Genomic DNA, 13751 nt, shown 5'->3' on the forward strand with positions numbered 1-13751 from the left:
ATAGTGTTTTTATAGATACATACGGTTGACCAAAAGATTAGTTTTATTTACCATAACTTAACGTTGAGTTAAAAGGGGATATCTATTTATGATACTTGTTGATATTGGGAATTTATCTTTTCAAGAATTGAAATATCTTGCTAAACAAGAAGGCGTTGAAGATTATGATAAATTAAGCAAAGATGATTTAATTGAAGAACTTAGCGATATTTTTGATATAGTTGATGGGTCTATCCAATTAAATTATCGCCTCCAAAGTACTAGTGGTCAAAGATATGTAAATTCCTTGACTGATTCACTTTCCCAAAGTGAAATGGCTGACTTACCAGGTGTAGAAGATTTAACAGAATTATATATGGAAACTTCAATACATTTTATGTTGTCAGATTTAAGTTGGGGCTTTGCTTATTGGTCTATTTCGCCTCTTTCAAAAGCAAAATTATTAGAAGAAGATGAAACATATCTACAAAACGTATTTCTTAGAGTTACCTCTACTAACATAGAAACAAATGAAACATCATATTATGATATAAATGTAAGCAAAGATGATACTTGTTGGAGTATAAATTTAGCAGAACTTGGTTGTACTTATCAAGTTTCCTTATGTGTTAAAAATGATGCAGGAGTCATAGTTGCTTTAGCTCAATCACTTGCTTTAAGTGTACCACTTCCATATTGGGTTAAGCATTCTGAAGAGTTAGAATATAATCCAGTTTTATTCAATTCATCCTTTTCTTCGATAATTACTAAACAAGGTGATTATAAAGACCCTTTAGTTGTTAAATCAGTAATGGAAAAATTAGCTCATGGAGATAATCATGGCAAACACTAATGTTAATTTCGTTCTTCACGCTCATATGCCATTTATAAGGCACCCTGAACATGAAAGATTCTTAGAAGAAGATTGGTTATTTGAATCAATCAATGAATCTTATTTACCTCTACTAAGAATGCTAAAAAAGCTTAGAGATAATAACATAAGTTATAAGATTAGTATTTGTTTTTCACCAACATTAATTACAATGTTGATAGATCCCTTATTACAAAAACGTTATATTAATTATTTAAAACTCCATATTGAGTTAGGTAAGAAAGAAGTAAAAAGATGTGCTAAAGAACAACCTCAAGCCTTAGATATGGCAAAAACTTATCTTGCAAACTTAGAATTAAATTATAAAGAATATATTAATTTATATGATAAAAATATTTTAAAAGGTTTTAAAGAATTAAAAGAGCAAGGTTATCTTGAATTATTAGCAAGCGCTGCTACTAATGCTTTTTTACCTGTTTACAGTGAATATCCAATAGCTATAAATGCACAAGTTGAAATAGGAATTAAAACTTTTATAGAAGTTTTTGGATATGAGCCTGATGGATTTTGGTTGCCTGAATGTGGCTATTATCCAGGTTTAGAAAAAATTCTTGCTAAACATAAAATTTCATATTTTCCTGCATCTTCTCAATCTGTTTTATTTAGTGAAACACGTTGTGAGACAGGTGTTTATAGGCCAACTAGAACTGAAAATGGTGTTTCAGTTTTCCCAAGGGATTACCAAACAACTTCTTTAGTTTGGTCTCATGATGGTTATCCATCTTCTAAAGAATATAGGGAATTTTATAGAGACATTGGCTACGATTTACCAATAGAATATATAGGGCCATATATTCATGAACCTGAGGCTAGAGTGTTTACCGGATTTAAATATTGGGCAATTACTCAAAAAGGACCAGATAAAGATTATTACGATAAAGAGAAAGCAATGAAAATTGCTCAACAACATGCATTAAATTTTGTCTATAATATTTCTCAAAAAGGAAGAAGTGTAAGACCTAATTTGAATGGACAAGATCCTTTATTTACCTTATGTTTTGATGCAGAGCTTTTTGGACACTGGTGGTATGAAGGCATTCAATGGTTAGAGACATTACTAATTGAGCAAAATAGTGAATGTGCATCAGTCTCTTTTATAAGTCCTAAGGATTTTATAAATACTGATTATAAAAATTTCAAAGTAATTAAGCCTTGTTTATCTTCTTGGAGTGAAGGTGGTTTTGCAAAGATTTGGCTAGATGGTTCTAATAATTGGATATATAGACATACTCATAAAGCAATTGAAAGAATGGTAGAGTTAGCTGAAAGATTCCCTAATCAGCAAAGCTTGAAAAAACGATTTTTAGATCAAGCTGCTAGGGAAGTCTTATTAGCGATGGCTTGTGATTGGCCATACATGATTTTCAATGATACTAATTCTCAATTTGCTAAAAATCAGTTAATTTCTCATTTAGCAAACTTTAATGTAGTTTATTCAAATATGTGTAAAAATGCAGTAAATACTGAATGGTTAGTTAAGAGTGAATCGCGTGATGCTATCTTCCCAAATATTGATTACAATATATTTGAATTTACAAATTGTACCGATATTTAATAAGATACATACAGCCTTCTATAAGCCTAGAGATTTACCTCTAGGTTTTATTTTTTACAAAGAAAATTCTTAAGTTCTTTTTGAAATTACTTTTATGTTAATTACCAAAAAAAGTAATTCTTTTTCTAAAAACATATTTTAGATTCAAAATATTAACAATTACTAAACAAAAAACAACTATTTGTTACCAAAAAGTAGTTAAAATGACTTCAAAAAAAAATACAGTTGTGTTAAAGTGGCAAATAGTATAGAATTATAGCGAAATGTGGAGTAAGCTCTTTTACCCACAATGCAGAGGTTTTGAGTGGATACAGGAATTTTCAAAATTACTATAGATGAAAAAGGTCGCTTTCAAGTTCCTTCTAGACTTAGGGAAATATTTGAAAGTCAGACTTACGTTTTAACTTATGGTGTTGAAAATTGTCTGCAAATAATTATGGAAAATGATTTTAAACTCATAAAAGAAACCATAAATAGAAGTGCGGTTTCTATGTTTGATAGAAATAGTAGGATGCTTCTAAGAAGATTTGTAGCACCTGCATCGGAGGTAGTGGTAGATAAATCAGGAAGATTGAGTTTACCTAGAGCTTTACGAGATGATGTAGGTCTTACAAGTAAGAGTGAAGGAATTTTATTAAATTTTGGTTCCTTTTTAGAAATTTGGAGCATAGTAAATTATAAAATGATGAGCGAAAGTGCTGAAATAGAAGAAGCAAGTGCAAATCTATTTAGTACATTAAATGAACAACAAACGAGGGAAAAATAATGGAATTTGTTCACATGCCTGTAATGGCAAAAGAAGTAAAAGAATATTTAATCCCTCCAACAGATACAAATCCAATAATGGTGGATTGTACTACAGGTGAAGGTGGTCATACTTTTATGATGTTATCTGCTTATCCAAATTTGACAGTTGTCGGATTAGATTGTGATGAGCATATACAGCAAAAAGCAAAGTATAGAATGAAAGAATTTAATGATAGATTTCTAGCTGTTCATACTTGGTTTGATGAATATTTTAAAAATTATGATGGACCTTCCCTTGATTTAGTTTTAATAGATTTGGGAATTAGTGTTTATCACTATGAAGAGGCAAATCGAGGTTTTTCTTTTAAAAAAGATGAAAAGCTCGATATGAGATTAAATGAAGATAGTTATCTTACTGCACAAATGGTAGTTAATACCTATTCGGAGGACGATCTAGCTAACTTAATATATAAGTATGGTGAGGAGAGGTACTCAAGAAGGATTGCAAAGGCCATTTGTGAAGCTAGGAAGCTTAATGAAATAAAAAGTTCTACGGAACTAGAGAGTATTATTTTTAAATGTGTTCCTCAAAATTACAAGCATGGGAGAATCCATCCAGCAACAAGGACTTTTCAAGCTTTAAGGATTGAGGTGAACAGCGAATTGGATAGAATCGAAAGTACAATAAAAAATGCCACTAAAGCTTTAAAAATTGGTGGCAGGATGGCAGTAATTTCATTTCATTCATTAGAAGACAGAATAGTTAAGTGGACATTTAAAGACCTTGCAAAAACTTGTACATGTCCTCCAGAAGCTATTTATTGCACTTGCAACACTAAACCTTTAGTTAAAATTCTAACTAAAAAACCAATTGTCGCAAGTGAAGAAGAGGTAAAACGGAATCCTCCTAGCCGTAGTGCAAAGCTAAGAGTGATTGAGAGAATTTGAATTGTGTGTTAATTAAAAATATTTAATTAAGCTCATGAAAAAAGGAGATAGGTTGATGACTAAAGATATAAAAAAGAGTCAAAGAGGTAATGTTTCTCATGCTTTAACTGTTTTTACTCTTGCAGCGACCTTTACAAGCCTTTTTGCTCCAGCTTATTTAAATGGCCTCAACGAAAGTGCGAAATTAGAACAATCTAAGTTGATGCAAGAGAGAGAGTTATTAGTTGAAAGAAGAAATAAAGAATTAAGTTTAATTAGTTCTTTAAAAACACCTGAAAGTGTCTATCAAATGGCGCTTTTACAAGATTTAGATTTGCAGGTAGCAAATCATGAATAAAAGAAGGTTAATATGGCTTTTTCAACCTATAAATATGGAATCTTTAGTGTTGCTAGATTTGCGCAAGCCACTGTGATAAAACAAACATCTAAAAAAATTTTAGATGTTGTAATAGATTCAAGAAAAGCAAATAAAAATAGTTTATTTGTTTGTCTTGATGGCCATAATGTAGATGGTCATGACTTTATTAATGCTGCCATTGATAAAGGCTCTTGTGCGGTTTTAATAAAAACAAAAAAAATTCCAGAAACTCTAGCAAAAATCAAAAATCAAGACGTTGGGGTTTTGGCAATCGATTCACCTTTAGATGGTCTACAAAAACTTGCTAAAAATTATATTGCACAATTTCCAAACGTTAATTATACAGCAATAACAGGTTCTGTTGGCAAAAGCACTACAAAACAAGCTTTAGGAGCACTGTTATCTGTTTATGGAAATACAGTTTATACTCCAAAAAATTATAATAGCGAAATAGGTTTACCTCTTTCATTATTACAAGTTGATGAAACAACGGAGTATGGAGTTTTTGAATTAGGAATAGATCATAAAGGAGAAATGGATAAACATCTATTTATGTTGACTCCAAATCAATCTTTAATTACAAGAATTGGTAGTTCTCACATTGAACAATTGGGATCAGTTAGAAAGATAGCTAAAGAAAAAGGCAAAATTTTTCATAAAAATTTAGATATGGCCTTTGTGTCAAAAGATTGTTTATATAAAAACATATTAGTAAAAAATCTTGGATATTTACCAATTGAGTATTCATATAAAGATATTAAATTTGAAGATAAAGGGTTGTTAGGTGTAGATCTTTTTATTAGTAATAAAAAAATAAGATTACCAATTTTAGGAGAGCATTTATTAGAAGACGTTGTTGGAGCAATTACAGTTGCAAGAAAACTAGGTCTTGATGATACTGATATTTTAGAAGGGTTATCTAATTTCCAACCAATGAGAGGTAGAGGCTCTATTGTAGATGGAGATATAACAGTAATTGAAGATTGTTATAATGCTTCACCTATTTCAACAAATATAATATTAAATTATTTGAGAAGGGTACAATGGCAAGGTAAAAAGAAAGTTGTTTTAGGAAGTATGAAAGAACTTGGAAGGAGTTCGAAAAAGGCTCATGTAGAAATTGCAAAAAGTTTATATAAAAATAATTTAGCCTCAGCCTTTTTATATGGAAAAGAAATGGAAAGTGCATATAACTACTTAAAAAAAGAAAATTATCAAGGGAAGCTATTCTATAGTGATAACTTTGAAGATTTAACACACGCTGTGGATAAAAATAAAAACCCAGGAGATTTATTTTTACTAAAAGGATCGAGAGCTATGGCTATTGAAAGGTTAATCCCCACACTACAAGGAGTAAGTTAGTGAAGAATTTTATTTATACATTTATTTTACCTTTTGTAGTAAGTTATTTATTAACCTATTTATCTTCATTATTTTTGTTAAATAAAGCTACTTCTTTAGTTAGTAAATCAAAACCAGAGCTTGAGGGATTTCATTCAAATAAAGAGACAATACCAAATGTTGGTGGATTAGCTTTTATCTCTTCTACAATAATATCAACCTTAATTTTTGCACAATTTAGTGAAAGACTAGTTTTTATGCTCTCAGCAATATTTTGTTTTGCACTTTTAGGCTTTATAGATGATTATTATAAAAAAAATAGTGATAATGGAGATGGTATAAAGAGTTTAACTAAATTAGTTTGGCAATTTGTAATTTCTACAGTATTTATTACTTATGGAACACACAATAATTATATAGCAACTGGTTTATTTTTTCTAAATAGAGACAGTATATTTTTAATCTTATTAGAAAATGGGTTAATGATTTTTTTACTGGTGTATTTTGTCAATGCATTTAATATAACTGATGGATTAGATGGTCTAGCTGGCTATGTAAGTTTACCTTTATGTATTTTATTAATTTTAATTGGCTTTATAGTACCGGATAATAAAATAGTTTTAATTTTAAACTTCAGTATTTTAGGAGGCGTTTTGGCCTTTTTAAGATTTAATAAATACCCAGCGAAATACTTTATGGGAGATTGTGGTTCAATGTCACTTGGAGCAACTTTACTTCTAATAGCATTTTCACTAAAAATCTCAAGTGTATTTATTATTGCCTCAATGATGGTCAGTATTGAATTAGTCTCATCACTAATACAAATAATAGCAATAAGAGTCTTTAATAAAAAAGTATTTTCAATTGCACCAATCCATCATATGTATGAAAAACAAGGGAAAAGTGAGGTAAACATAGTAAGTCAATTTACTAGAATATCAACATTATTTTCTATTTTAGCATTAATGTTTTTTTGTTATTTTAAAAAATAGTAAAGTTAAAAAGATTTATACAGATAAGTGAGGGACACATGAGGCAAAAAAATCTAGTAGATAAAAATGATTTTTTTCTATCTCCTTTTGTCTATTTTGCAGTAGTTCTTTCGCTTGTTTTATATGGATTAGTTGTTATGTATAGTGCCTCATATTATGAGGCTTTAATACATTCATTAAATCATGATTATTTTCTAAAAAAACAATTTATTTTTGTATTATTAGCCTTTGTTGTATCTGTAATAATTCATTATATTCCATTTAAAATAATAGAACTATTTACATATCCACTAGTTTTGTTATCTATTTTGTTAATGTTAATAACTCTATTTACTCCCTATGGTGTTTCAGTATTAGGAGCTAGAAGATGGTTAGCTATTGGCCCTATACCTAGCTTTCAACCTTCAGAGTTTGTTAAAGTAGCAACAATTTTATTTATTTCCAAATATTATAAGAATGGAAGCAAAAGAGATTTTATTCCATTAGGGTTAGTATTATTAAATGCACTATTAATTCTTTTACAAAAAGACTATTCAACTACCATTGTTTTTCTTGTTAGCTCTTTTACTCTATTGTTAATTTGTGGCTGTGATTTTAAAATAATCACAATTATGGCATCTTTTTTAGTTTTACCTGCATTTCTAGCATTATTCTCTCAGGGCTACAGAATAAAAAGAATTATTTCTTTTGTTTTTCCATCTTTAGATCCTTCTGGGTTGAATTATCAAATTTCAAATTCTCTTGAAGCAATAGCAAGTGGAGGTTTTTTTGGTAAGTCAATTGGAATGGGTTATTACAAAAATGGGATTTTGCCAGAAGTTCAAAACGATTTTATTTTTGCAAATCTTGCTGAAGAGCTAGGTTTTGTTGGTGTTTTAGTTTTAATTATACTATTTATTGTTCTAACACATATAGGATATAAGGTAGCAAAAGAAAATTATGATAAAAATAAATTATATTCATTTATTTCTTTTGGTATTACAACCTCAATTGTAATCCAAGCTATCATAAATATGATGGTTGTAACCTCTTTATTACCGCCAACAGGAATTCCTCTTCCCTTTTTCTCTCAAGGTGGGACAAATTTATTTTTTACTATAATACTAGTTTCAATCGTACATAAAATAATGTTTGAAACAAAAACAATAAATGATAATAAAGATAAAAATCTAAGGTTATCAGATAAAAATTCTTATAAGAGTGATTATGAGGAGCTTTATTTTGAATAAACGAAATAGGACATTAATTTTATTATCTATTGTAATAGTAGCTATAGTTTTAATATTTTTGCTTTTATATAATTCCTCCTATTTAAATATTTCCCAAGTTATAATCTCTTGTGATGAAGGAGAGACACCTCCTTCTGTAGTTAAATATTTAAATAAATATAATGACATGAATATATTGAAAATAAATTGTGGAACAATTGAAGATGAGTTAGAGTTAAATCCTTTTATAGAAAGTGCTAAAGCTACAATTACCATATCAAAAAAATTGAGAATTAACTTAAAAAAAATTAAAGTTAATGCTATAATACATGTAATTGAAAGTAATTCTTATGCACTATTAAGTGAAAAAGGAATCTCTAAAATAAATGAAGATGATATTTCTCTTTTAGATACTCATTTGATAACAATTGAGATGCTTGAGGATGTACTAAATGCGCTACTTAAACAGGATAACTTAGGTAAATTTAATAATTTTATTGAGAAACTTGACTTATTAAATGAATTTGCTTACTTGATAAGTAGCGTAAAATACGATAATAATGTTAATAATAGTTTTGGCTTTTTTGAGCTAGAAATAGAAAATACTAATACAGTAATTAGGGTACGTGAGCAAGTTAGCTCACAAATTCTTTTAAAAGCAATATCTTTTGCACAAAAAGGTAGCTTAAATAAAGAGGAAAAGACTGTACTAGATGTATACCATGGGGCTATTATTGAAAGATATATGCCTTTCGGAGGGTGAGTAATTGGCTGTAGATAAAGTGTTGATGGGGTTAGATATTGGCTCAGGAACTATTAGATGCGTAATAGGATCTATAGGCCGAGACGAACAATTTATGGTCGACAGTATTTGTGAAAGAGCCAGTGAAGGTGTTTTGCATGGTTCAATTATTAACATTGAACAGGCAGTCCGTTCGATAAACAGTGTAATAAATGAAGCCCAATTGTTAGCAGGTACAGAGATAACTGATGTAGTAATTGGTGTTGGTGGAGAATCGATAAAAGGAACAATTAGCCAAGGCGTTGTTGGAATAAGTGATCCAGATCAAGAGATAAAAAAAGAAGATGTAATTCGCAGCATGGAAGTTGCAAAAGCTTTTGAATTACCATCCGATAGAGAAGTTGTTCATTTATTAGTTCAAGACTTTAAAATTGATGGAAGAAGTGGTATTAAAGACCCAATTGACATGCTTGGTAGAAGATTAGAAACAAAAGTCTTGGTTGTAACAGCTAGTTCCATGCTTTGCCAAACACATAGAAAATGTGTACAAAGATTAGGTTTGAACGTAAAAAGAACAACTCTTCAAAGTTTAGCCGATGCTGATGTAACTTTGTCCTCAGAAGAAAAAGAAATGGGCACTATATTAATAAATATAGGGGCTGGCACAACTGATATAATAGTTTATGGAAATGGAACTCCGGTATATGTAGGTGGAGTAAATTTAGGTGGTAATTCTGTAACAGACGATATAGCATTAATTTTTAGTAAACCTAAAGCCATAGCAGAGCAACTCAAGATTGAATATGGGCATTCTTTTGTTCCCTCAGTTTCAAATGATGAGTTATTTACAATACCAAGTGTAGGTTCCCTTCCTGCTATACAAATGCCAAGAAAAGAACTTGCAAAAGTAATAGAAGCTAGAATGGCTGAAATATTTTCTAGATTGCAAAATGAATTGTTAACAATTCCTGATTTAGGAAACATCGGTGGTGGTGTAGTTCTAGTTGGAGGCGGGGCTCTTTTATCAGGAGTTACTGATTTAGCTAGTGAAATATTTAGGTTACCTTGTAGAGTAGGTTTTCCTGAAGCTTTAGGTGGATTGGATAGAAATTATATAAATCCTCGATATACTACAGTATTAGGTTTATTAAAAAGTAATGCTAAAAAGCATATAGAATCATCTTCTAGTAAGAAGAAGAATAATAAAAAAGATGGAACATTTGGACATAAAGTTTTGAATTTCTTCAAATCTTTATTGTAAAAATTAAAGGATAGAATTTATGGATGTTGGAATGTTTGAAGTGCAAGATATGATTTCTGGAGATCAGGCTGTAGAAACTAACATTAAAGTAGTTGGTGTTGGTGGAGCCGGTGGTAACGCAATTAATCGTATGATTGCTAGTGGCTTAAAAAAAGTATCTTTTGTTGCAATGAATACAGATATGCAAGCTTTACAAAGATCTAATGCACAAACAAGAATAACCCTAGGAAAAGCTTTAACAGAAGGGTTAGGTGCTGGTGGTATTCCAGAAATTGGCGAAAAAGCTGCTTTAGAAAGTAAAGAAGATATTAAGAGTGAAGTTGAAGATTGTGATATGGTTTTTGTTACTGCAGGAATGGGTGGTGGAACAGGAACTGGTGCCGCTCCAATAGTTGCAGAAGTTGCAAAAGCAGCTAATGCCCTAACAGTTGCTGTAGTTACAACACCTTTTTCTTTTGAAGGAAAGAAAAAACTAGCCTTAGCACAACAAGGAATAGATAAACTGAGAGAACACGTAGATACTTTAATTATCATTCCAAATCAATATTTATTAAATGTAGTAGAAAATAACACACCTATTAAACAAGCTTTTTTGATGGCTGATGAGGTACTATATATGGGTGTACAAGGGATTTCTGAATTAATTACAGAACCTGGAGAAATTAATATTGACTTTGCTGATGTTAGAACAGTTATGAAAGGAAAAGGTGATGCCTTGATGGGTATTGGCTTTGGTGAAGGAGCTAACCGGGCAGTAGATGCAGCAAGACAAGCTATAAGTAACCCATTATTAGCAAATGCTTCAATAGATGGAGCAAAAAGTGTATTAGTTAATCTTGCAGGTTCTGATTCACTTACAATTCAAGAATACCAAGATGTTGTTGAATTGATTACTGAAAACTGTGCTGAAGATGCTCTAATAATTGCAGGGCAATCATTTAATCCAGATTTAGGTGATAGAGTAAAAGTTACTGTAGTAGCAACTGGCTTTGAAAGAGCTAGTGATAATGTTGGTGAACATCTTTTTACAGCTCAACCTGAAAAAGTTAAGAAAGTTGAAGATGTTCCTAAAGCAGATAGAGTTGCTAATGAAAATGAAGATAAATCAAATATGGCAACAATTACAGTAAATAGATGGCAAGATTTACAACAAAGAATTGGCTCACAAGCTAATGGTAATGAACCTGATGATTATAATATACCAGCAGTATTGAGATATCAAAAAAGAAAGGATTCAAGCAAAAAATGATAGATTTTTCTTTACTAATTAAAGAATATTCAGATTATTTATTATATCAAAGACGGTTGCAAGATGCGACCGTCGATGTTTATATAACTCAAGCTTCATATTTTCTTCAATATCTAAAAGAAAATGATTTAAGCTTGGATTTATTTACTGTAGATGATCTTGAGACCTATTTTATTATTAGTCAAGATAAAAGAAAGCTAACATCTCGTTCACAGGCAAAAAATTGTAGTGCTTTAAAATGCTTTATTAAATATTTAATTCAAAATAAATATCGAGAAAATAATCCATTTGATTTGATTGATTCTATAAAAATCAACCAAAGACTACCTGAAGTTGTTAGTGAAGAGGAAGTAAATACTTTACTCAATTCGATTAATGACCAAGATGATTTATCAATTAGAGACAAGGCTTTATTTGAATTAATATATAGCTGTGGGTTAAGAGTTAGTGAAGTTATTAATCTAGAATTAGCAAATTACCAAGATGATTTTTTAGTGGTTCGAGGGAAAAGGGATAAAACAAGATATGTCCCCTTAGGAGAAATTGCTAAGGAAAAATTGAATTATTATTTGAATAATGTTAGGGCTCATTTAGTGAAAAATAAAACACAAATAATTTTTCTTGGTAGAAGAGGGAATAAATTAACTAGGCAAGCTGTAAATAAACGTCTTGAGATGTATTGTTACAAGAGTGGAATACATATTCATGTCCACACCCTAAGACATTGCTTTGCAACGCATTTATTGCGTGGAGGAGCAGATTTAAGAGTAGTGCAAGAACTTTTAGGACATAGTGATATTCAAACAACTCAAATATATACTCATTTAAGTAATAGAGATTTAGAGGATACTTATAATAAATATCATAGAGAAATTGAAGAAAAAACAGACAAATTATAAACAATAATAATATTAATTATTGTAAATAAAAAAACTAATTCAACATTATATAACAGAAAAAAAGTGAGTTATCATTTGAGTTTAATTAATTACTTATGATATATTGAAATTAAGGTAAAACTATGGAAGTTGAACAAATTATAGAAAATTATATCTTATTTTTAGAAAATATAAGAAATATGAGTGAAAAAACAATAATAAGTTATAAGACTGATATAAACGAGTTTGTGCAATTTCTTAAAGATAGAGACTTAGATTTTTTTAATATGGAGCAAAATGTATCCTTAAAATATGTTAAGTATTTAAAAGATAGAAAATTAAGTAAGAGCACAATTTCAAGAAAACTATCTAGTCAACGTAGTTTTATAAAATATTGTCGAAAACACAATTTATTAACTAATGATATTTTTAGCACTATTTCCCAAAAAAAGGGAGAGAGAAAACTTCCAACAGTATTAAGTGAAGAAGAAGTTGTTCAATTATTAACAATAGAAGTAACTGATTTTAATTCAATGAGAAACAGAGTTTTATATAGTTTATTATATGATACAGGAATAAGAATCAGTGAAGCTTTAAGTTTAAGTGTCAGAGATATTGATTTAAATAAAAATAGTTTTGTAATATTTGGGAAAGGGCGAAAAGAGAGAGTCGTCTTTTATACAAATAGAACAAAAGAGTTATTGAAAGAATATTTAACAGCTAAAAATCAAATACAACGAGATAGAAAAATAGTTGATAAAGAGCTAAGGGATAAATTATTTATAACAAATTTAGGAAAACCCTTGTCGATTTCGTCTGTTGAGAGTATTTTTGATAAACAACGTGAGAAATTTGGTTGGCAAAAAAGCTTTACGCCCCATGTTCTAAGACATAGTTATGCAACTCATCTTTTGAATAATGGAGCTTCTATAAGGATGGTTCAGCAATTGCTTGGACATTCTAGTCTTTCAACAACACAAATTTATACTCACGTATCGCAAAAAAAATTGAAGGATGTGTATTTAAAATCACATCCACACGGAAGGAAATAATATGGGATCATTTAAAGGAACAACAATAGTTGCAGTAAGAAAAAATGGTAAAGTTGCTATTGCTGGTGATGGCCAGGTAACTCAAGGAAATACAGTTCTTAAGGGCAATGCTCATAAGATACGTCACCTCTATGGTGGCAAAGTTATAACTGGTTTTGCAGGTACAACAGCTGATGCTTTTACCTTATTCGAATTGTTTGAAAAGAAATTAAAACAATTTAACGGAGATTTGACTAGAGCAGCAGTTGATTTAGCAAAGCAATGGAGAACAGATAAATCTTTACGTCAACTAGAGGCAATGTTACTTGTAACTGATGGAGATAAGATTTTCTTAATCAATGGAGCAGGTGATGTAGTTGAACCAGAAAACGATGTAATTGGAATAGGTTCTGGTGGTAATTATGCACTTTCGGCAGCTTTAGCTTATTTAGACTCAAATGTCGATTTAGAAGCAAAAGAAATAGCAGTTAAGAGTGTTAAAATAGCAGCTTCACTTTGTATATATACAAATAATTCAATTATCGTTGAAGAATTATCAAAATAGAGAAA

At 30.0% G+C, this 13751-nt stretch carries 14 protein-coding genes; all 14 read left to right on the plus strand.

The window, feature by feature from the left end; translation table 11 throughout:
* Positions 1 to 88: 88 nt before the first annotated feature.
* The 14 genes from ACZ5SO_RS02845 to hslV all read left to right on the plus strand — a co-directional run bounded on the left by ACZ5SO_RS02845 (position 89) and on the right by hslV (position 13746).
* A complete protein-coding gene (locus ACZ5SO_RS02845) occupies positions 89 to 832 on the plus strand; it encodes a DUF4912 domain-containing protein (RefSeq protein WP_464626647.1) in 744 nt (247 codons plus the stop codon).
* The gene (locus ACZ5SO_RS02850; protein ID WP_464626649.1) at positions 819 to 2426 is read left to right on the plus strand and encodes a glycoside hydrolase family 57 protein; all 1608 of its coding nucleotides are present in this window, start codon (positions 819 to 821) and stop codon (positions 2424 to 2426) included. The genes ACZ5SO_RS02845 and ACZ5SO_RS02850 overlap by 14 nt, the downstream gene beginning before the upstream one ends.
* 304 nt (positions 2427 to 2730) lie before the next feature.
* Positions 2731 to 3192, plus strand: a complete 462-nt coding sequence (locus ACZ5SO_RS02855; RefSeq protein WP_464626650.1) for a division/cell wall cluster transcriptional repressor MraZ — start codon at positions 2731 to 2733, stop codon at positions 3190 to 3192.
* Positions 3192 to 4121: a 16S rRNA (cytosine(1402)-N(4))-methyltransferase RsmH gene (gene rsmH, locus ACZ5SO_RS02860; RefSeq protein WP_464626652.1), complete on the plus strand. Its 930-nt coding sequence runs from the start codon at positions 3192 to 3194 to the stop codon at positions 4119 to 4121. The genes ACZ5SO_RS02855 and rsmH overlap by 1 nt, the downstream gene beginning before the upstream one ends.
* A 55-nt stretch (positions 4122 to 4176) precedes the next feature.
* Positions 4177 to 4458: a hypothetical protein gene (locus ACZ5SO_RS02865; protein ID WP_464626653.1), complete on the plus strand. Its 282-nt coding sequence runs from the start codon at positions 4177 to 4179 to the stop codon at positions 4456 to 4458.
* A gap of 12 nt (positions 4459 to 4470) precedes the next feature.
* On the plus strand, positions 4471 to 5841 hold the full coding sequence (locus ACZ5SO_RS02870; protein WP_464626654.1) for a UDP-N-acetylmuramoyl-tripeptide--D-alanyl-D-alanine ligase: 1371 nt from the start codon (positions 4471 to 4473) through the stop codon (positions 5839 to 5841).
* Positions 5841 to 6812 (plus strand): MraY family glycosyltransferase, encoded by a 972-nt coding sequence (locus ACZ5SO_RS02875; RefSeq protein ID WP_464626655.1) that lies wholly within the window; start codon positions 5841 to 5843, stop codon positions 6810 to 6812. The genes ACZ5SO_RS02870 and ACZ5SO_RS02875 overlap by 1 nt, the downstream gene beginning before the upstream one ends.
* A gap of 38 nt (positions 6813 to 6850) precedes the next feature.
* Positions 6851 to 8041: an FtsW/RodA/SpoVE family cell cycle protein gene (locus ACZ5SO_RS02880; RefSeq protein ID WP_464626657.1), complete on the plus strand. Its 1191-nt coding sequence runs from the start codon at positions 6851 to 6853 to the stop codon at positions 8039 to 8041.
* Positions 8034 to 8783, plus strand: coding sequence for a cell division protein FtsQ/DivIB (locus ACZ5SO_RS02885; RefSeq protein WP_464626658.1), 750 nt, complete (start codon positions 8034 to 8036; stop codon positions 8781 to 8783). Before ACZ5SO_RS02880 ends, ACZ5SO_RS02885 begins: the two co-directional genes overlap by 8 nt.
* Before the next feature lie 4 nt (positions 8784 to 8787).
* A complete protein-coding gene (gene ftsA, locus ACZ5SO_RS02890) occupies positions 8788 to 10023 on the plus strand; it encodes a cell division protein FtsA (RefSeq protein ID WP_464626659.1) in 1236 nt (411 codons plus the stop codon).
* A 19-nt stretch (positions 10024 to 10042) separates the two neighbouring features.
* Positions 10043 to 11272 carry a cell division protein FtsZ gene (gene ftsZ, locus ACZ5SO_RS02895; protein ID WP_464626660.1) on the plus strand — a complete coding sequence of 410 codons (1230 nt, stop codon included), beginning with the start codon at positions 10043 to 10045 and terminating at the stop codon, positions 11270 to 11272.
* Positions 11269 to 12171, plus strand: coding sequence for a tyrosine-type recombinase/integrase (locus ACZ5SO_RS02900; protein WP_464626662.1), 903 nt, complete (start codon positions 11269 to 11271; stop codon positions 12169 to 12171). Before ftsZ ends, ACZ5SO_RS02900 begins: the two co-directional genes overlap by 4 nt.
* Positions 12172 to 12293: 122 nt before the next feature.
* Positions 12294 to 13202, plus strand: coding sequence for a site-specific tyrosine recombinase/integron integrase (gene xerA, locus ACZ5SO_RS02905; RefSeq protein WP_464626664.1), 909 nt, complete (start codon positions 12294 to 12296; stop codon positions 13200 to 13202).
* A gap of 1 nt (position 13203) precedes the next feature.
* Entirely contained in the window at positions 13204 to 13746 is a 543-nt protein-coding gene (gene hslV, locus ACZ5SO_RS02910; protein WP_464626666.1) for an ATP-dependent protease subunit HslV, read from the plus strand.
* Positions 13747 to 13751: the final 5 nt, after the last annotated feature.

It is taken from the genome of Pleomorphochaeta naphthae (genome assembly GCF_055396005.1).